We start from the raw sequence: 20286 nt of genomic DNA on the forward strand, positions 1-20286 counted from the left end.
TTTAAAAAAGACAGCTTTATCAAAAACTGTCTATAAAGAATTATTTGTTTTAGTTATATAATCTCTTTTAACATATCTTTTATAGGTTTAAATGTCTTTCTATGGATTGGTGTTATTCCATATGTTTTGATTGCTTCAAGATGCTCTTTGGTCCCATATCCTTTATGTTGTTTAAAATTGTATTGTGGGAAAACCTTGTCCATCTCTATCATATACGCATCTCTTGTTGTTTTAGCAACGATGGAAGCAGCAGCAATCGATACAGATAAGGTATCACCTTTTATCATGCTTTTAAATGGAATATCTATTTCCATAGGCATTGCATCAATTAATAAGAAATCCGGTCTAATTTTTAGTTGATATATTGCAGAAAGCATGGCTTCCCTTGCTGCTCTATAAATATTGATACGGTCAATCTCATCAACAGATGATATTCCTATACCTATCGCAAGTGCATTTTCTTTGATTTCAATTAATGCTAAATCTCTTTGTTTTTCTGTTAATTGTTTCGAATCGTTTACATATTTAAGCTTTGCATCTTTTTTCAAGATAACTGCTGCGGCAACTACGGGTCCAGCTAAAGGTCCTCTTCCAGCTTCATCTACACCTGCGATGTACTTCAGTCCTTGATTGTATAATTCATTTTCGTATTGATACATCTTCAAGTCTGTCAAAAGAGAGACCTCCTAAATTTTTGTTTCTAATGTCTGTTAAAACGATTGTGTAAACACGGTTATAATCAATTTCAGCATTTTTAATCAAACATCCTCTTAATCTACCTATAGTGTCTAGCATTTCTACAAATTCTAGATCTCCTTCAATACCATATCGTTCAAGAAGTCTTTGAGGGTAATATTTCTTAAGAAATGTTAAAGCGTAATGAACAACATCATCTTCCGGTAGAATCTTATCTTTGATTGCTCCAGTAATAGCTAGATGATATCCGACTTTTTCGTCTTCAAATTTTGGCCATAAGATGCCTGGGGTATCTAGCAACTCGAAGTCATCACTAAGTTTAATCCATTGTTGAGCCTTCGTAACGCCTGGGATATTCCCGGTTTTTGTTGCACTTGATTTAGAAAGTTGATTGATTAGTGTTGATTTCCCGACATTGGGGATACCAATAATCATTGTTCTTATGGGACGATCTTTTAATCCTTTACTTCTTCTTTTTTCTATTTTTTCGTGCAATACACTTTGTGCTAACTCACGAATCTTTCCAACGTTTTTACCGGTTTGCGAATCTATCTTTAAAGTCGCATGACCTTGATCTTGATAATATTTAACCCATTGATTTAAAATAGGTTCATCTGCTAAGTCCATTTTATTAAATAATATCATCATCGGTTTATGCGAAACAATTTTAAACAATTCAGGATTGACGCTTGACAAAGGTAGTCTTGCATCTAGCAAGACCATAACGATATCCATTAATGAAATTTTTTCTTTGATTTCTCGAATGGACTTAAACATATGTCCTGGAAACCATTGTATTTGCTTCATCATTCTACTTTACCTATTGGCCATAGTTTGAAAATCGCTTTTCCAACGATATCCTCTTCAAACACTGCACCAAAACTTCGACTATCAAAGGATGCAGGATATGATAAGTAGCCATTTGCATTATCTCCAAATGCAAGATATAGTCCCGCTTTTAATATGCCTTGGTCTAAAGATAGTTCAATAATCTCTTTTTGATTTTGCATCACATAATAAGGTTCATTTTGAGGTGTGAGAATAACAACTCCATTAACACTAACTTCATATTGCTCTTTTAAGATATTATAGTTCACGAATTCTATTAAGTCTCCTGGACTAGCTTTCAATCTTTTAACAAAATAGATAACGTCATGAATTCTTTTTATATTTCCTTGAGAGTCTCTTTCTATATACATACTGTCAGGTACTAAACTGTAGTTTTCTTTAGTCATCTTTAAGATGATGATATCTTCTGTCTCAGGTTCATAATTAAAATGATAGATTAAAATGCGTTCCCCTTCTTTTAATGTGGGCATCATTGAACTATGCTTAACATCAGAAGGTAGTACGATGAACATAAAGATAATGAAGATTGCCATTAATGAGACACTTAAAAATGTAAACCAGTCTAAGATCTCAAATTTTCTTTTACTTAAGAAACTCACTTTTAATATTTCTTGCTCATGTTTCGTAGTATGAATGCTCAGTACAATCGAAAAAACAGATAGTACTGCAGAAATAACAAATCCTATCATCCCCCACTGTAAGGCAAGTCTAGAGACGCCTAAAGCATAAAAAATGATGGTCAACATCATAAGAATTATCGTGATGATTAATGTTTTATATGCTTTCTTTAATGTCATAAGCCCATCCTTTTTTTATTACTCGTTTTGTCCTAATATTTCTTTTAACTCCATTGTAGTAACAAGAACTTCTCTTGCTTTTGTTCCTTGGTGTCTAGATACAATTTCATATTCTTCAAGCATTTCAACCAATTTTTGCGCTCTATTGAACCCAATTGTAAATTCTTTTTGAATATTATTAATTGATGCATTTCCTGTTTGAACAACAAAATAAGCAACACTTTCAAACAAATCATCAGAAGTCACTTCACGCATATGAGCTTGTTGTTTGAGTGCTTCATGTTGGAATACATATTGTGGCTGATACTGTTCTCTAATAAAATCAGTCACTGCATAGATTTCCTCATCTGGAATAAAAGCTCCTTGAAGACGATGCGTACGATCAGAACGTTTGAGGAGCATATCACCTTTACCTAATAAAGCTTCTGCACCAGCACCATCTAAAATCGTTGTTGAATCCACAAATGAAGCAACCTTAAACGCGATTCTAGCAGGTATGTTCGATTTAATTGTACCTTTAACAACATCAGTTGAAGGTCTTTGTGTAGCAACCAATAAATGGATACCCGCAGCTCTAGCTTTTTGAGTTAGACGTTGAATGGATTCTTCAACATCATGTGCAGCTACAGCCATTAAGTCAGCTAATTCATCAATAACAACAACAATAAAAGGCATTTTTTCTGAATCTATTAGACCTCGTTTGACATTGTCATTATATGACCTAATGTCTCGACTACGACTTTGTGAGAATGTTTGATATCTTTTTTCCATTTCTGAAACTGCCCAGTTAAGTGCAGCAGCAGCCATTTTTACATCTGTAATCACTGGCGTAATCAAATGTGGTAAATCATTATATGGAGTTAGTTCGACCATCTTAGGGTCAATTAAAATGAGTTTTAAATCTTTAGGTGAATTTTTAAGTAACAAACTCACTAAAACAGTATTTACACAAACACTCTTACCTGAATTGGTTGCTCCTGCAATTAAACCATGAGGCATCGCTTGAATGTCAACATAGATATTTTGTCCATCAATATCAACACCAAGAGCAACTTTTAATGGATGTTCCATATCTTCTAAAAATTCTTTTGTATCGACGACATTACCAAAAGCAACAATTTCTGTTTTAACGTTAGGCACCTCAATGCCAACATAAGGTTTTCCTGGAATTGGTGCTTCAATACGTATAGATTGTGAAGATAAGTTCATCATTAGATTGTCTTGAATACCTGATATACGCTTAACGTTAACACCTGGATCTAATGAGACTTCATATCGTGTTACTGTTGGTCCTTTTCTACTATCGGTAACCTCAGCTTCAATTCCAAATTGTTCGAATGTGGCATTGATTACATCAATTTGATCAAGTAACCATTGTGGTTTATCATTTAAATCACGTTGTTTTTTACTAAATATTTTAATTGAAGGATAAATGTAAGATTCTTCTTTTGGTTTGTATATTTCACGTTGAGGTTTTCTAACTTCATCTTGTAAAACATCATCAAGGTCTTGATTTGAACCAAAATCTGAAGTAACAATATCTTTTGCTTCTATTGGAGCTCTTCGTTTATAAGTTTCAACAACAGGTTCTTGTTCAATCTTCTTTTCATTCATAACTGGTGGAACATGAGCAACTCTTTTTGGCTCTTGATAAGCCTTAAATGGAGACTCTTGTTCTTTTTGAACAGGTTCTCTATAATTTCTAGCAATTGGTTTAATAATTGTACGTTCTTTAACTTCTTCTTTTTCTTTCTCGTTTGTTGGTACATAATTAGATTCACCAAAATATTCAGTTCTCGTCTTATTACTAACGATATTCGTGAACTCATAATATTTGTTGCCATATTTTTCTTTTGCTTCTTCTTCAGATAGCTTTGCTTTGGTTCTAAACGCGTCAAAACGACGTGTTGTATCACCAGTGTCTTTCACAGTAAACGGAACCGTTACAACATCTTTTACACTTCTACCAAAAATAGGGGAAACAAATCGATCTGATTTATATTTTTCTTTCCCCCGAATACCTTCTAACTTAACAAACTGAAAAATAATGAATTTTTCTTTTTCAATATTAAGTTGGGGATTCTCTTTTTGTTTTCTCATGATTCATCACCTTCGGATTCTAAATCGCTTTTAATATCTTCATATATTGCGTCGACACCAGTATCAAGTGTTTTTTCTTCATCAAACACTTTTTTACTATATATTTTGTACGTTTCTTCACCTGTGATGGCAATAAATGCCATACCGATTTTTTGCATCACTTTATTGAAGAAAACTTGTTGTGATATTCTTCTTACCCAATAACCCGGATTAACAATGTTAACAATTGATATTGCAGCTTTTGTTACTTTTTGATATTTTTTTGCTGTTTTTACAACTGGATTTTTATCGATTTTAGTTTTAACATCATTCATTTCAACGATTTTACTTAACGTCCAACCTCTTGTAAGTCTTAAAATTTTCCCGCTTAAAAACTCTTCAATCCGATTTGTTATATAGTGATTTAAGAGTAACGTTTCATCAACGGTTAACTCTAAATATGGATACTTCGATTTCGGGTAGAATTTCTTTGATATATCAACAGAGAGTTCTTTTGCAATTTGACCTAAATATTTAAAATAACCAATAGAATCTCTCATCTCTTTATCTTTAAATTGGTTTTGAGCATCATTGATTAACCATTTGATTTCTTCTTCATCAATGTCTTGTTCATCAACACCTCTAAGCTTTAAACCTTTGTTCAAACTTTTCAGGACTGCGTATAAGTAAAACATAAACAATAACAAAAAGCCAAAGCTTATTCCTAATAGGAAGCTTATCAAAGTTGAAAAATCTAGTCGTATTGGACCTAAAGTTAGAAAAATATACACAATGAGATTCCCTCCTATAGATTATTATATCATGTATGATAAATATCATAAACATAGATTACATCAATATCTTGACAAAAAATGGATGTAGCAAAATCTCGCTACATCCATTGGTTATAGTAACATAACACATACATTCCTATGAGATGTCAACATCATTATAAAAGGTATAGACAATCATTTGAATGATTGCTTCATCATCATCGGTATAGAGAACTTGTACTTGGGCAATATAATAGATTAAGTCCAGATCATATAAATGGTCAATAAAATCCAATACGTTTAGTGGATTATCAGTGACAAAAGATATCGTCAATCTAACAAAACGAACTGAACTTGGTAGGTCATCAGTAAAAGGTGATGTAACATTTGTGTTGAAGGTGATTTGATAGTTCTCGACAGCTGATAGACCAGACACATTCTTAACGGATTCAATCTGATGACTGATAGTTGATTGGTTAAATGTATTTGGTAAGAATTGAATGATCTCGCTAATTGAATGATATGATACTGGTTGTTCCATATGAAGTAATTGATCGATTTGATTTTGAATGGCAATTTCTTGTCTTCTTAATTCCTCTAGTCGTTTTTGTTGAATGTTTTGAATGAGTAAATAACCTCCAAGAACTAAAACGAAAACGATAAATATATAGAGTAATGTTCGATTCTGATTTATCTTTTTTCCAAAAACATCGTATTTACGCATGATTCACTGTCACCTCCATAACTAGAGTTTGAGTGAACTTATGCGATGGTGCATTCACCATCCAACGCGTCATATCTGAATTTCCTTCTATAATGCCATATTCCTCATATATTTGAATAAGATATTCATATAACTCATATTCAGTTGATGCAGTAATTGTAAATACAATCTCATTTCCAATTGCATTTGTTTTATAGTTCATCAGTTCAATGTTGGCACCCATTTCAGTAATTAAATCTAATAGGTAAGGGGATTGAGAATGTTCTTTTTCAACTAAATAATCATATGCATCACTGTAGTCAATTTGAAGTGGTGTATAAGTTGGATAAGGAGGTGTCTCTTCTATAAGTAAATCTAACTGTATTTGAAGATTATTAATTTTGTTTTGTTGGTACTTGATGTCTTCATTCATTGTATGATATGGGATATATATTAAAGCAATCAAAGAAACAATCAACAATGACAAGACAAATAAATAATTAGCATATATATTAAATTTATTCATACGTCTAATATTAAAATCATGTTGAATCGGTTCTTTTTTACGTTTATATAATGCAGTCACATAAGGAATAAATGAGGCTAAATGAATATTTTTCGCAATTGGGTCGTTTGTTGCCATATAGCAAATCTTCGGGTTTAAATGTTGTAATTGATTGGTTATATTTTGCTTTATATAATCAAAATCAATATAATCATTGAAATTGAAAAAAATAACCTTTTTAATATCTTTCTTTCCTTTTCTCATATTAAACTTGTAGTAATTATGAATACGTTCAATAAAATTCTCAACAAGTTGACCAAAATTGTTGACATCACCATCTTCTATTTCAACTAAATTGAAGATTGTCGTATGATTTTCAATGATTTGGATACTAAATAACTTATCATATAAAGAAACTGTCATGCTAGTTTCATCTTTTTCATTGTTATTAACGATAAAGTGTTCATATAACGGTAAACTTGACACTTCATGATTTATTTCTTTTACTCCAAGATGTTCAAAAATATCACAATAATCATGAAGTAGATTCTTATCTGCAATAAATGCAATGACTCTTACCTCTTTATGATCTTCGTGTCGTATTGAGTGTGTAAGAACAGACTCCTCAAATGGCAAATGAATTGATTTGCCTATTTGTTCTCTAATATACGACTCTACATTTTTCTTCAATAGATCATTTTTACTGATTTTTATATCACGTATTAATATATTTTGATCATGTATAACATGTGTTATTTTTCTTGGTTTAATTTTATGCATTCTAAATAAGCTTTTTAAATTTTCTAATAATAATTCTGGATCTTTAATATATCCACTTTGAATTGTGTTTGCTTCAAGTTTCATATAGCCATGTTGTGCATGCTCTAATGATTTTGCATGCTCAAAAAACCCTACAAAGTCATCTGTAAAAAATATGCTCATATCAATTCTTTTTCTCATATTAATCCATCACATCCCTAATAAACCGAAGTACCAGTTTACAAAATCTTGACCATAGAAATAAACAATTATTGTGGCAATGAAAATAAATGGTACCAGAGGTATTCCATTGTTCTTATCTCGATATTTAATCATACCGTATATCAATCCAAGTAACGAAGCTAGAAACAGAGTTAAAATGCCCAGTTGATATGTAACTAAAAAACCGATGAAAATAAATAGTTTAACATCTCCACCACCTAAAGCTTCTTTTTTTGTTATTTTTTGTGAAATGAAAGCTGTTAAATAAAGAAGTGTAAATAAAATGGCTGCAGAAAGTAAATGTGTGAAAAATGAATTTTCTATTATCCTAATAACGACAAGAGGAACTAAACCAATCATCCATATACGGTCAATAACAATATTGTATTTAATATCGCTTATAGATTCCACCATGAAAACCGTAACCATCACGATTACAATAATGAACTCTAATGTAAACCCATAAATAAGAAATGACGTCATAAATATAAGTCCACCAAGCAACTCTATAAATAAATGACATATTGGTATTTTTGACTTACAGTAATGACATTTTCCTTTGTTTATTAGATATCCAAAGATAGGGATGATATCCATCCATCTTAACTGATGATGACATGCGTCACAATGTGAACGACCCTTTATGGATTCTTGATTAGGAATTCTAACAGCGATTACATGATAAAAAGAGGTCATTAATGCGCCAAATATGAACATGAGGGTTGCATAAATCATCGTCATAGAGCTCAATTACCCCTTATCAAAGGTTAAAGAAAATGGAGGTTCTAGACGAACCTCCTGTAATCTTTTTTAATGGTTGTTATGGAGTTACTACTAATCCTGTTTCTGTATCAATCTCAAAACCATTAATAAAGATTGTGTCATCGTCGAAGGTTGCCACTCCACTAGCTACTATAAAATCAATATTAGCAGGCTCATGAGATCCACTTTCAGTTAATGAAACAGTGTTAGAACCAAAGTTCATACCTAATTGTCCTAAGTTATAAGTTCCATCTGTTGCATCAAGAGAGAAAATTCTTACTGATTCTTCGATAGATGAAAATGTAGCTTCAGCAGCTCTTGCTTCTTGTCTTTCAATTAAGTTACCAATTGTAGGTATTGCGATAGCAGCAATAATTCCTAAAATGATAATTACAGCTAGCAACTCAATTAATGTTACACCTTTTTTATTCTTAAGAATGTTAGTCATATATTTTCCTCCTATTAACTTACTTCTTACAATAATCATATCACTCATTCAAAATATGTCAAGATTACTTCATTTTAATTAATAAAAATGTAATGTTTAGATTTGTGATCCTAATGAAAGCATTGGCATCATGATTGCTAAAATCATAACAGCAACCAATGCATAGACGATAATTAATAATACTGGTTGAATAGAGTTTTTTAGTTGTTGTACTCTTAAATCCGAGACACCATTGTAATAATTCGATAAGTTTTCCATCAATGTTGGAATATTTCCGGTTCTTTCTCCGGTTGAAATCATTCTTGCCATAATGGGATCGATAAACTTGCTTTCTTCAAATGCTTTTGAAAATGGTTTGCCATCTTCAATATATGCTAAAGTTTTTGTTATTAAATCTTTATAAACAACATTTGACAAAACACCTCTTACCGTTTGCAAAGCTTTAACTGAATTAACACCTTTTGATAACATCTGACTCAAAGAATTCGCAATTAATATTTGATTGTTCATTTGAATAAGACTACCGAATATAGGTATATTTAGTTTAAAAACTGAAAATGCGTAACGGAATCTTTCTACTTTTTTGTTGAGTGTAAATATTGTGAATATAATCATAAATAAAACACTAAACATGAAAATACCATGTTGACTCAAAAATGCTCCAGAGTTCAGAAAAAACCTTGTGATTCCGGGTAGTTCAGCACCTTCAAATGTTGCAAACAATCCAATGATTTTTGGAAAAACAAAAACTGTCATCCCAATAGATATCAAAATTGCTGCTACTAAATAGACCAATGGCATTCTTAAAGCGGATTTTATATCATTTGTGATTTTAGTTTGTCTTTCATAGTATTCTGCCATCTTCAAAATCATATCACCAAGATCCCCAGATAATTCAGCAACCTCTACCATTTGTACTAATAAATTAGGGAATTCTTTTGGTCTTTTCGATAAGGCTTTTGAAAATGAGAGACCGTTGTTAATTTGCTGGAATAGTTCAAAATACAGTTTTCTTTGTGCTCTGTTTTCTTGTTGAATGGATAAGAGTTCTAAAGCGGAGATTAATTTAACACCCGCATTTAAAAGTGATCCTAATTGTTTTAGAAAGAAAATAAGTTGTTTAGTACTCATCACCTTCCCAAAAGTTATTTGATTTAATTGAGTAAATAAATTACGATATTCAATGATATTTTTTATGTCATAATTTTTTGATTGAAGATACTTAATACACACATTTCTATTTAAAGCTTCTATTCTACCGCGAACCATTTTACCTTCAGCATTCATCGCTAAATATTTAAAATTACGAAGTTCCATTCACATCACTCCATCTCATTTGCTACTTTAAGAACTTCTTCAAGAGATGTAACACCACTTCTAACTTTCTTCATCCCTGATTCCATAATGCTTTTCATACCTTCTGATCTTGCTAGCTTTGTCAGTTCAGAAATTCCAGCATTTTCAGCAATCAGTTTCTGCATGTTTTTAGTAATCGGTAGAACTTCAAAAATACCTGTACGACCAGCATATCCTTTATAGTTACAAGATGGACAACCTTTTGCTCGTTTAACTGTCTCAAGATCCATACCAAACTTTTTAAACATAACAACCTCACTTGGTGTAGGTTCATCATCATAACTACATTCTGTACATAAACATCTAACTAAACGTTGAGAAATGATGCCGGATAATGATGATGCAATCAAAAAAGGTTCTATTTCCATGTCTAAGAGTCTTGTTACTGTCTTAATGGCGTTATTCGTATGAATTGTTGATAATACCAAATGCCCAGTTAAAGATGCTCTAATGGCAATCTCCGCTGTCTCAACATCTCTGATTTCACCAACCATAACGATATTTGGGTCTTGTCTTAATATAGAGCGGAGCGCTTGAGCAAATGTCAGATTGACCTCGGGGTGTACTTGTACTTGATTTACACCTGCCATTTTGATTTCAACGGGGTCTTCTACTGTTACGATGTTGACATCAGGTTTATTTAATTCTTGTAAACAAGCGTAAAGTGTTGTTGTTTTCCCTGATCCTGTAGGACCACTTACTAAAACAATACCATTGGGTTGTTCTATCATTTGTCTAATTAAACGCTCTTCCTTACTATCAAAACCAATTGCAGACAACCTATTCATCGTCCCTGATAAATCTAAGATACGCATAACGATTTTTTCACCACGTACCGTTGGTAGTGTTGAAATTCTTAAATCAATATTTTTTTGTTGAATTAAAGTTTGAATACGTCCATCTTGAGGAATACGTGTTTCTGTAATATCCATTCCTGACATTACTTTAATTCGAGAAATCATTTGATTGTGGATTTTGATTGGGAATTCTTTTACGATATCTAGGATACCATCAACACGATATCTAATAAGCACTTTATCATCTAAAGGATCAATATGGATATCACTTGCACGCTGAAAAACGGCTGAAGTGAGTATTTGATTAACCAATTTGACCATCGGTGTTTCTTCATCTAATTCTTCTTTAAACTCTTCTTCTTTTGAAATGCTTTGTTTCGCACCTAATGCCTCTAAAGTTCTTGTGAAACCATAATATTTTTCAATTTGAGTAATAATTTCGTTTTTTGGTGCAGAAAAAGCTTTTGGTCGATAACCTGTTAAAACTCTTAATTCCTCGTTAACGACAAAATCCAGTGGATTCGATGTTGCATACATCAGATTTTTTTCTTCAATACGCAATGGAATAATGTGATGTCTTCGACAAAACTCCTCACTAACCATTGCTAACACTTGCTCATCAATTGTGAAATTTGATAATGCAACTCTTTTAACACCCGTTGAATCTTCTAAAGCTTTTAGTATTTGCATTTCGGTTGCATATTCCAAACGGCTTAGTGTTTCACCGAGTAATTCTGTAGGCTCTTTTTTTTCTAATGCTTCATTTAATTGATTTTCGGTGATGACTTTAGCATCAAGTAATATGTCGCCAATACGTCTTAATGCCATATTAACCACCTACCTTTTCTACAATATTTTGCTCAATTAATTCTTGTAAAGGGAGATACTGTTCATTATATAATGTTAATGTCAAAGGATTTGATTGATTGGGGTCTATGGTACGGTAAAAGAAAACAACAAAACCGTCGACACCAGTTTGTGTGATGACTTGATAAATAAAGTGAGTATCGGTTTCGGTTACAATGACTTCTGGGGTTGTATCATCAATTTCTAGGTTTTCAATGATGATAGTTTGATATGGGATGATGACCTCAATATTTTGAGTTGCCTTGTATTCTGTTATATATGGATATCCAATAAGTTTAAACTCAATGGATGTATCAGTAAGTTTTTCAAGCGTAATTGTATAACTGTGATTCAATCCATTGAAAAATGAAAAGTCAAATTGATTAACTTTTAGTATTCTAACATTACTTCCTATTTCAGCCCAATCAGGCATGGTTGGATTTTGTTCAAAAATAAAACCATTGAAATGTGTCTCAATCATTAATTCTTGCATTGCAGATGCAATAACACTTAATTGAGTATTACTTAGTGTAGTGTGTTTTAAATAATTTAATAATGAAAATCTTGAGTTCTCGAAAATTTTAATTTCAGTAACATTTTCTAATATTGAAATAACATGTTCGCTATCAATAGACGATACGATTTTTTCAGATATAACATGAAGACTGGCAGTTTCATCAAGATAATCAATGAGATGATATACTTTTCTATTTTTTAATGACCCCATGTCTTCTAATAAATCATCTATAAACCATTGATATGCAAATTGATTAACGATAGAGGTTGTAAATGTGTTTTCCAATTCTGTTTTTAAAGCTAAATCATTAGTTGTAGATAAACTAAAAAATGCTCGATTATTTTGATTTACACTGATTTGATTAATGGTCTCATCAATCTCAAAATCAAACCAAGTAATGTCAATAATATACTCATTATTTTGATAAATGATTTTATAATCAGCAGTATTTTTCCATTGTTGAATACGTTGACTCAAGATGGTTTCATATTGGTTAGGTTCATAATTTCCTAAATAAATAAAACCAACACTGGTCTTTTCAACATCTTTTGATAAATCGAAAATAGACATGATGACAATAGAAAAAACGATTGCAAGAAAAACAGCAAACACTGAAACCATGAAATATAGGTTGCGTTTAAAAAAACTTGTTACACGTTTCAATATAACCACCTCTACTTAGCCTTATTATAGCAAAGATGATGAAATATTTGTGAAATAGTTTGGTTTTTGGACACTATTTAAGTTATTCTTAATAATTAAAACCAAATCTTTAATCTCAAATATTATATAATGTTAGGTGTAAAGGATGTGATGGAGGATATGAAAATTCTAGATCATAGAGGTTTTTCGATGTTAGAAGCATTAGCTTCTGTTTTTATCATTTCTCTAGCCCTTACAACTGCTATAACAATTATTGCTACTGTTCGTAATCAAGTTATATCCTCTGATCGTCAGATTGCTGCAGTTGAAGTTGGGTCACGTATAAGAAATCAAATCTATTTAGATTATGATTATGAAACCTTATCTTTATGGTTGAGTGATCATAATATTATCGTTGACATTGAAAATTGTGGTGATGTCAATAACCCTATATCTTGCTCACTTTTTGAATATGAACTCAATAACCAAATATATGATTATAATGTAAGTATCATATTTCAATCACCAACCGAGCAGTCTATTCAATTTAAAGTTATTCATTTTACTGTTGAAGTCGTTTATCATAATTCTAGGAAAATCCAGTTAGAAGGTATGATATATGGATAAAAAGGGATTGGGATTACTTGAGTTGCTAGGTGCTATCGTCATTTTCGGATTGATGGTATCCATGCTTTCGGTTCTTATTTCATTTATTTTGAATGCGAGTGACAAAATTACTGAGAAAAGTAGAGCAAACACCGAAGGTATGTATTTGATTTCTTTAATAGAATCTAAACTTCAGAGTTTTGGTGCAACGGATTATCAGATATGCTTGGACACGACTGAGTGTATCATTGTTGAAAATCATTTTTCATATGTGCTTGATGAGGAAACCGAAAATATCTTGTTAGAAACTTATGAACCTGCATTGACGCTTAGATTTGAAATCAAAAATCATGCTTTTTATATAGATAATTCTGAAATATCATTAAGAGGGTTTATGCTTCATGAAGATAGTTCAATTGAAATAATAGTTTTGCAAAACACCGTTCGTATGAAGTTCTATTTTGTTTTAATTTCTAATAACGAAAACACGTATCCTTTTACGATAAGTAAATCATTTGAAAAACAAGAAATACCAGGATCATAAGCGAGGTTTGAACATGAAATTAATAAAAAACAAGAAAGGTATAGGTTTACCAACTGTATTAGGTGTAGTTGCGTTTGTCCTTGGGACAACAGCAACCCTTTTAACTTATGTCTTTTTCCAAGCTCGATTGATTCAAACCAGTATAGAATCTAGCGAATCATATATCAATGCTGTCCAAAAGGTGGAAACAACTCTCAATATTATCGTAAGAGATCAACTATTGGATGAAGACTATCTAAATTCTTTAGAATCATATATGGATGTTTCAATAGAACCGTATGGTAACAATTTATGGTCAGTTTCATCAACATTGAGTAATGGTAGAAAAGTTACAAGTTTTATCACTGGGTCAACAATGGTGGTTAATACATATGAAACCATTTTTGAGAAAACAGGTGAAGAACCAGATTTTTATTTAAGTCCTTTAATTACACCTTCAAGCTTATTAACTTCCTACTTAGTTAATTATTTAAAAGTCAATTTTCCAGAACTATCGATGAATCAATCTTTAACTTCTTTTCAAGAAATCGTTGATTATATCAAACTTCAATCTATGGGTAATAACGGTTTTGAAATTGTACCAAGAACACTATTAACAAGTCAATCTAATCCAACTGTTTTATCACATTGGATTATCGAAGATGATGTTTCAATAACTGGAGGTAAGAATTTAACGATACCTAACGGGTTGATGCTGATTATTGATGGCGACCTCAACTTAAGTGCTGGTAGCAAACTATATGGGAATGTTGTTGTTAATGGCAAGGTTACTTATTCATCTCAAGGTAGTAGAGTCCAAGGACTTGAAGGAACTATTTATGCTAATGGTAATGTTGATTTTGCTAAAAATATGACCTTGGGAACCTATGAAAGACCAAGTTTTGTCTTCTCGGAACAAGATATCATTTTAGATAACAATACAAGTGGTATTGCATACTTTTTGAGTCAAAATTTTTCTGCTCAACAAGGTAACATTTATATTACTGGTGGTGTTTATACAGTTTATAACTCAATACTTCAAAATGATGTTGAATTATATCCAGATTTGGATGAATCGTTATTCTATGATTATGCAATACCAACTGTCGTCTATGTCGAAAGTGATTCTACAGGTGAAATAGGATTTAGTGGGTTTAGGTTCACTTATCCTAAGTTGACAACATAAGCAAGAAAGATATGGAAACATGTCTTTTTTATTATCTATTCGCTTGAAATCAAAGCAAATTGTGAGATAATGGTCTAGAGGTGAAATTCATGAAATATTTAATCGCATGTGATTTAGATGGTTCACTACTTGACCGAAAAGGTGAAATATCAAAATTATCAAAAGAAGTTTTAACAAAACTTAAAAATCAAGGGCATACTATTGTTATAGCAACCGGAAGACCATTTAATGGTGCAATCGGTAAATATAGAGAATTAGAGCTTGATACTGCCTTAATTACTGATAATGGTGGATCTATCGAAAATCCGATGGATTCTAGTTTTGCAAAGCAAAAAACATTTATTCCTAAAGAAATGATGCATAAATTATTTTCTTATAGTAAATCATTTATTGTTTCTTCTTTTTTCAGTGTTGATGAAGTTGTTTATGCTTATCAATATGAAAAAAAATTAGAAGAGTATTTTAGTGGGATGCATAGCAAAAATGTTATTGAATCAGACTTTACAACATTAGATATTGAACCTACTGGTTTAGTATTTCTAATTGATGAGAAATATCAAAAACAATTTGAAACTTTTATTGATGACAACTTTGGTCACACTTTGTCTTATCGATTATGGGGTACTGATACACAATATGCAATCTATGAGGTTTATTTGAAACATATTTCTAAATCTTCAGCACTTAAATATCTTATCGACCATTATGAAATTGATCCGCAGTATTGGATAGCTTTTGGTGATGGTATTAATGATGTTGAGATGATTAGAGATGCGACACATGGTGTTGCTATGAAAAATGCTGTTGAAGAGGTTCTAAAAGTAGGTAATGATGTTACAGAGTTTACACATGATGAAGATGGTATTGCAAAATACTTAATTAAATTCTTTAATCTATAATAAAATACAAAAAAATAGAAAAATAAAAAACCCCGTCAATCGGGGTTATTTGTTTAGTGGCGTTGCAAGAGGGATTCGAACCCCCGACCGACGGCTTAGAAGGCCGTTGCTCTATCCAGCTGAGCTATTGCAACACATATAGTCGGCATTGACTATTATAACCCAATCAATGCCGAATGTAAAGTGTTAATTTGTTTCAAATTGACTATAATATAATTTTGAGTAAAATCCGTTTTGATCAAGCAGTTCTTCATGCTTACCTTGTTCAATAATATTACCGTCATTCATCACGAAAATGATGTCAGCATCTTTAACTGTAGACAATCGATGTGCAATAACAAAACTTGTGCGATTTTCCATAAGTGCTTCCATAGCATGTTGAATTAAAACTTCAGTTCTCGTGTCAACACTGGAGGTTGCTTCATCTAAAATAAGCATTGGTCGATCTGCAAGCATTGCTCGACTAATGGTTAATAATTGTCGTTGACCTTGACTGATGTTGCTGCCATCTTCTGATAACTGAAACTCATAACCACCTGATAATGAATCTATAAAGTGATTTGTTTGTGCAAGTTTAGCTGCTTTTTCAACTTCTTCTATTGATTTATCTTTAGATCCATAAGTGATATTTTCATATACCGACCCTTCGAATAACCACGTATCTTGAAGCACCATTCCAAAGAGTTTGCGAACATCTGCTCGCTTCATATTTCTAATATCAATTCCATCGATTTCAATCGTTCCTGATTTGATTTCATAGAATCTCATCAAAAGATTAACAATCGTTGTTTTACCTGCACCAGTTGGTCCAACAATCGCAACTTTTTGTCCTGGCTTGATTTCTGCATTAAATCCTTTAATAACATCAACATCTTTAACATATCCAAAATAAACATCTTTGAACACAACATGCCCTTTAATATTTTCAACATCTAGAGAACTTAATACATCTCTTTCTGGGGACTCTTCTTCTTCATCTAATAAGTTAAATATACGTTCTGAAGCAGCTGCAGTTGATTGAAGCACATTTGCAATACTTCCAATTTGTTGAATGGGTTGGTTGATTTGTCTTGTGTATTGAATAAACGTTTGAATGATACCAACTTGAATCGCAATTAATGGATTTGTTGTCAAGACTAAAAATGCACCAATAACAGCAATTGCAATATATGCAATATTCCCAATAAAAAACTGTACAGGCCACATAATGCCTGAAATAAATTGTGATTTTACTGCACTTTTATATAAGTCATGATTGATTTCTTCAAATCTTTCAGCAGATTGCTTTTGGTGGTTAAATACTTTAACAACCGTATGTCCACTATATGTTTCTTCAATATGACCATTAAGTTCACCAAAAGATTTTGCTTGTGCTCTAAAATATCCTTGAGATAACTGTACGAACTTTCTAGCAACTAACAATGCTAAAACAGTTGTGATAAATACAACACCTGTAAGTATATAACTTAAAGCAATCATCATTACGAAAATACCAATGATTAATGTAATTGATCTAAATATTTCAGATATACTTTGTGTTAAGGTCATATTAATGGTTTCCACATCGTTGGTTACTCGGCCTAAGATATCACCAAACTGTTGATCATCAAAAAACTTTAACGGTAATTTATTTAATTTACTTGATAATTCTTTACGCATTGAATACGTTAAGTTTTGTGTCATACCAATCAGCATAAAGGCTTGTAAATAGTTGAATACTGATGCTAATACGTAAGTGCCCGCAATGACTAATGCAATTTCACCTAATGATAAATTGATATTCCCAATGATATAAATTAAACCAATGGGTCTAGATGATTTAAAAGCATCAGCAACTTCAGATGTAATTAACCCTAGTAACCAAGGGGATAATACAGCAAGTAATGAAGCAATAATAGCCATAACTCCAGCTGATCCAATTTGCCAACCATATGGTTTTAAATATTTCGCTAATTTAATCATTGTGCCTTTAAAGTCTTGTGGTTTTTCTGTGTAACTCATACCACGTCTTCCGCCCATGATAGGACTTGATGAGGAGGATTTTTTGTTATCTTTTTTGTCGGCCATATTACATTTCCTCCTTCGATAGTTGTGAGGAGGCAATTTCTTGATACACGGAACAAGATTTTAGTAATTCATGGTGCGTTCCTTTGCCAACAATTGTACCTTGATCTAAAACGATTATTTGATCTGCATAACGAATGGTATTGATTCTTTGAGCAACAATGAGTTTGGTAGCTTTAATTTTCTCATCTAATAATTTTCTTAATTTTTGATCCGTTTGATAATCAAGCGCAGAAAAGGAATCGTCAAAAATATAGATTAACGGGTTTTTTGCGATTGCTCTAGCAATACTTAGTCTTTGACGTTGTCCACCAGAAACATTTGTACCACCTTGTGAAATATTATGTTCATAACCATCTTCCATCTCCTGAATAAATGTTTCAGCTTGTGCTATTTGTGCTGCTTCAATCATAACGTTATCATCGTAGTCTGTATTTCCAAACAAAATATTACCTTTGATGCTACCCCCAAATAAAATCCCTTTTTGAGGGACATATCCCATTGTACTATGCAAGTCTTCTTGTCTAAGTTTTTTTATATCAATGCCATCAATTTTTATTGTTCCAGAAGTTCGTTCATAAAAACGTGGAATAAGATTAATCAATGTAGATTTACCGGACCCAGTTGATCCGATAAATGCTGTAGTTTTTCCTGCAGCAGCTTTGAAACTGATATTTGATAAGACTGGTGCGTGAGCATCTGGATACTTAAAAGTCACATTATCAAACTCAACTTCACCTTTCATATCTTTTGGTAAAGCGATGGGGTCCTCTGGATCATTGATTTCAATTTCCATTTCAAGAACTTCCATCACACGTTTTGCTGATATAGCAGCTCTTGGGATCATAATAAAAATCATTGTTAAAAACATGAATGCCATAATCGCACGCATTGAATATTGCATTAATGCCATCATAGAACCTGGATCAAACCCATCGATTCCAATAAAGTATCTAGAACCCAAATAGACAATAGCAAGGCTTGTCAATCCCATAATCAATCCCATTGTTGGCCACATCATACTCATAATACGATTCACAAATATATTAAGATTTTTAGATTCTTGGCTAGCTTCGTCAATTCTTTGTGCTTGAAATTCTTGTGTATTATATGCGCGAACGACACGTAATCCACTTAAATTTTCTCGTGTTCTAAGGTTTAATTTATCAATTAATTTTTGCATCAATTGGAATCTTGGTAATGTAATCGTAAAAATGATTGCAAGCATCACAACTAAACTAATAATTGAAACACTTAAAAGCATCGATAATGTTGGGTGTTGTGCAATAGAAAATGCAATTGCACCAACAGCTAAGAAAGGTGCTAATATGACCATTCTTAGTAGTGTGTTAACAATATTTTGTAACTGTTGAATATCATTGGTAGATCTTGTGATTAATGATGATGTTGTAAAGTGGTCCATCTCACGAAGTGAAAATTGTTCGATTTTTTTATAGACAGCTCTTCTTAAGTCAACCGCAAATGCAGCAGATATTTTAGATTCCATATAGCCACTAATAATTGTAAATATAATGCTCAAAATAGTTGCTCCAAGCATTAATAGAGCATATTCCCAAATTTTAGCGATATTAGGATCAATCGTTGCATCACCTAAACCAATACCTTCATTAACTAACCAACCTAGAATCATTGGCAGCAATAAATCTAAAAAAGCTCTAAGTGCGACTAGAGCAAATACAAGGAGAACCCCCCATTTATAAGGTTTTAAAAATTTGAGTGCTTTAATCAAAATTTCTCCAGCTTTCTAATGAAAAGGAAAGACTTAAATCTTTCCTAATTGGCTTATCTTATCTAATAAACGCATCAGTTCTTTAGTATCTTCCTCACCTAAGTGATCAGCTAAAACCCTTAATGGTTTATAATATGCTTCTTGAACTGACTCAACAAAAGCCTTACCTTCATGTGTAAGCTTAATATAGGTGACACGTAAATCTTTTGTCGATGTTTCTTTTGTTAAATATTTCTTTTCAACTAAGTCATTGACCTTATGTGTAATTGCAGGTAATGTTACGCGAAGTGTTTTCGCGACATCGGATAATTTGATTTTTTGATTAAGGTCACAAAATGCAACACAAAATAAAACCATTATATCTGCATCACTCAATTCAGTATGAATTCTTCTATAAACACCACTACGACGAAAAGCTTGCAGTGAACGATCTAATTTTTGTAATGTTCTATACTCTTTCAACTTCATTTCCTCCTCAATAAATGACGCATTGTCCACTCTTTATTG

At 32.1% G+C, this 20286-nt stretch carries 19 protein-coding genes and 1 tRNA gene; 4 read left to right on the forward strand and 16 right to left on the reverse strand.

Translation table 11 applies throughout. The features are described 5' to 3' along the window. Nucleotides 1–53: 53 nt before the first annotated feature. From rnhB to QJ521_RS03380, 12 genes are all read right to left on the reverse strand, one after another. Nucleotides 54–674, reverse strand: coding sequence for a ribonuclease HII (gene rnhB, locus QJ521_RS03325; RefSeq protein ID WP_282839004.1), 621 nt, complete (start codon nt 672–674; stop codon nt 54–56). After that, a complete protein-coding gene (ylqF, locus tag QJ521_RS03330) occupies nt 640–1503 on the reverse strand; it encodes a ribosome biogenesis GTPase YlqF (RefSeq protein ID WP_347568076.1) in 864 nt (287 codons plus the stop codon). The genes rnhB and ylqF overlap by 35 nt, the downstream gene beginning before the upstream one ends. After that, nucleotides 1503–2342: a signal peptidase I gene (lepB, locus tag QJ521_RS03335; protein WP_282839006.1), complete on the reverse strand. Its 840-nt coding sequence runs from the start codon at nt 2340–2342 to the stop codon at nt 1503–1505. The genes ylqF and lepB overlap by 1 nt, the downstream gene beginning before the upstream one ends. A gap of 18 nt (nt 2343–2360) precedes the next feature. After that, nucleotides 2361–4442, reverse strand: a complete 2082-nt coding sequence (locus tag QJ521_RS03340; protein ID WP_282839007.1) for a DNA translocase FtsK — start codon at nt 4440–4442, stop codon at nt 2361–2363. After that, a complete protein-coding gene (locus tag QJ521_RS03345) occupies nt 4439–5212 on the reverse strand; it encodes a hypothetical protein (RefSeq protein WP_282839008.1) in 774 nt (257 codons plus the stop codon). The genes QJ521_RS03340 and QJ521_RS03345 overlap by 4 nt, the downstream gene beginning before the upstream one ends. Nucleotides 5213–5351: 139 nt before the next feature. Beyond that, complete coding sequence (locus QJ521_RS03350) at nt 5352–5918, reverse strand: hypothetical protein (RefSeq protein ID WP_282839009.1); 567 nt, start codon at nt 5916–5918, stop codon at nt 5352–5354. After that, nucleotides 5911–7362, reverse strand: coding sequence for a type IV pilus biogenesis protein PilM (pilM, locus tag QJ521_RS03355; RefSeq protein WP_282839010.1), 1452 nt, complete (start codon nt 7360–7362; stop codon nt 5911–5913). The genes QJ521_RS03350 and pilM overlap by 8 nt, the downstream gene beginning before the upstream one ends. A gap of 9 nt (nt 7363–7371) precedes the next feature. Continuing rightward, nucleotides 7372–8124 (reverse strand): prepilin peptidase, encoded by a 753-nt coding sequence (locus tag QJ521_RS03360; protein ID WP_282839011.1) that lies wholly within the window; start codon nt 8122–8124, stop codon nt 7372–7374. 79 nt (nt 8125–8203) lie between these two features. After that, complete coding sequence (locus tag QJ521_RS03365; RefSeq protein WP_282839012.1) at nt 8204–8593, reverse strand: prepilin-type N-terminal cleavage/methylation domain-containing protein; 390 nt, start codon at nt 8591–8593, stop codon at nt 8204–8206. Between the two features lie 96 nt (nt 8594–8689). After that, nucleotides 8690–9910 carry a type II secretion system F family protein gene (locus tag QJ521_RS03370; RefSeq protein WP_282839013.1) on the reverse strand — a complete coding sequence of 407 codons (1221 nt, stop codon included), beginning with the start codon at nt 9908–9910 and terminating at the stop codon, nt 8690–8692. A 5-nt stretch (nt 9911–9915) separates the two neighbouring features. Continuing rightward, entirely contained in the window at nt 9916–11574 is a 1659-nt protein-coding gene (locus tag QJ521_RS03375; RefSeq protein WP_282839014.1) for a GspE/PulE family protein, read from the reverse strand. A gap of 1 nt (nt 11575) precedes the next feature. Further along, on the reverse strand, nt 11576–12772 hold the full coding sequence (locus QJ521_RS03380; protein WP_282839015.1) for a hypothetical protein: 1197 nt from the start codon (nt 12770–12772) through the stop codon (nt 11576–11578). Between the two features lie 159 nt (nt 12773–12931). Between QJ521_RS03380 and QJ521_RS03385 the strand changes: the two genes are divergently transcribed. From QJ521_RS03385 to QJ521_RS03400, 4 genes are all read left to right on the forward strand, one after another. Beyond that, nucleotides 12932–13378 (forward strand): type IV pilus modification PilV family protein, encoded by a 447-nt coding sequence (locus QJ521_RS03385; RefSeq protein ID WP_282839016.1) that lies wholly within the window; start codon nt 12932–12934, stop codon nt 13376–13378. Beyond that, the gene (locus QJ521_RS03390; protein WP_282839017.1) at nt 13371–13901 is read left to right on the forward strand and encodes a hypothetical protein; all 531 of its coding nucleotides are present in this window, start codon (nt 13371–13373) and stop codon (nt 13899–13901) included. The genes QJ521_RS03385 and QJ521_RS03390 overlap by 8 nt, the downstream gene beginning before the upstream one ends. Before the next feature lie 13 nt (nt 13902–13914). After that, nucleotides 13915–15066, forward strand: a complete 1152-nt coding sequence (locus QJ521_RS03395) for a hypothetical protein (RefSeq protein WP_282839018.1) — start codon at nt 13915–13917, stop codon at nt 15064–15066. Between the two features lie 89 nt (nt 15067–15155). Continuing rightward, complete coding sequence (locus QJ521_RS03400; protein WP_282839019.1) at nt 15156–15965, forward strand: Cof-type HAD-IIB family hydrolase; 810 nt, start codon at nt 15156–15158, stop codon at nt 15963–15965. Between the two features lie 57 nt (nt 15966–16022). Here QJ521_RS03400 and QJ521_RS03405 read toward each other — a convergent pair. The 4 genes from QJ521_RS03405 to QJ521_RS03420 all read right to left on the reverse strand — a co-directional run bounded on the left by QJ521_RS03405 (nt 16023) and on the right by QJ521_RS03420 (nt 20241). Further along, nucleotides 16023–16099 (reverse strand) — tRNA-Arg (locus QJ521_RS03405). A gap of 52 nt (nt 16100–16151) precedes the next feature. Next, nucleotides 16152–18032, reverse strand: coding sequence for an ABC transporter ATP-binding protein (locus QJ521_RS03410; RefSeq protein ID WP_282839020.1), 1881 nt, complete (start codon nt 18030–18032; stop codon nt 16152–16154). A gap of 1 nt (nt 18033) precedes the next feature. Continuing rightward, a complete protein-coding gene (locus QJ521_RS03415; RefSeq protein WP_282839021.1) occupies nt 18034–19779 on the reverse strand; it encodes an ABC transporter ATP-binding protein in 1746 nt (581 codons plus the stop codon). 33 nt (nt 19780–19812) lie between these two features. Further along, on the reverse strand, nt 19813–20241 hold the full coding sequence (locus tag QJ521_RS03420) for a MarR family winged helix-turn-helix transcriptional regulator (protein WP_282839022.1): 429 nt from the start codon (nt 20239–20241) through the stop codon (nt 19813–19815). Between the last annotated feature and the right edge of the window lie 45 nt (nt 20242–20286).

Origin of the sequence: Peloplasma aerotolerans (assembly GCF_030012175.1) — a bacterium.
In the GTDB taxonomy this organism is placed as follows: Bacteria; Bacillota_I; Bacilli_A; order Acholeplasmatales; family Acholeplasmataceae; genus Peloplasma; species Peloplasma aerotolerans.

Excerpts from the sequence above, each read along its gene's own strand:
- ylqF (WP_347568076.1), bottom strand. The coding sequence starts at position 1,503 with ATGAAGCAAATACAATGGTTTCCAGGACATATGTTTAAGTCCATTCGA.
- lepB (WP_282839006.1), bottom strand. The coding sequence starts at position 2,342 with ATGACATTAAAGAAAGCATATAAAACATTAATCATCACGATAATTCTT.
- QJ521_RS03340 (WP_282839007.1), bottom strand. The coding sequence starts at position 4,442 with ATGAGAAAACAAAAAGAGAATCCCCAACTTAATATTGAAAAAGAAAAA.
- QJ521_RS03350 (WP_282839009.1), bottom strand. The coding sequence starts at position 5,918 with ATGCGTAAATACGATGTTTTTGGAAAAAAGATAAATCAGAATCGAACA.
- pilM (WP_282839010.1), bottom strand. The coding sequence starts at position 7,362 with ATGAGAAAAAGAATTGATATGAGCATATTTTTTACAGATGACTTTGTA.
- QJ521_RS03360 (WP_282839011.1), bottom strand. The coding sequence starts at position 8,124 with ATGACGATGATTTATGCAACCCTCATGTTCATATTTGGCGCATTAATG.
- QJ521_RS03365 (WP_282839012.1), bottom strand. The coding sequence starts at position 8,593 with ATGACTAACATTCTTAAGAATAAAAAAGGTGTAACATTAATTGAGTTG.
- QJ521_RS03370 (WP_282839013.1), bottom strand. The coding sequence starts at position 9,910 with ATGGAACTTCGTAATTTTAAATATTTAGCGATGAATGCTGAAGGTAAA.
- QJ521_RS03375 (WP_282839014.1), bottom strand. The coding sequence starts at position 11,574 with ATGGCATTAAGACGTATTGGCGACATATTACTTGATGCTAAAGTCATC.
- QJ521_RS03385 (WP_282839016.1), top strand. The coding sequence starts at position 12,932 with ATGAAAATTCTAGATCATAGAGGTTTTTCGATGTTAGAAGCATTAGCT.
- QJ521_RS03390 (WP_282839017.1), top strand. The coding sequence starts at position 13,371 with ATGGATAAAAAGGGATTGGGATTACTTGAGTTGCTAGGTGCTATCGTC.
- QJ521_RS03395 (WP_282839018.1), top strand. The coding sequence starts at position 13,915 with ATGAAATTAATAAAAAACAAGAAAGGTATAGGTTTACCAACTGTATTA.
- QJ521_RS03400 (WP_282839019.1), top strand. The coding sequence starts at position 15,156 with ATGAAATATTTAATCGCATGTGATTTAGATGGTTCACTACTTGACCGA.
- QJ521_RS03410 (WP_282839020.1), bottom strand. The coding sequence starts at position 18,032 with ATGGCCGACAAAAAAGATAACAAAAAATCCTCCTCATCAAGTCCTATC.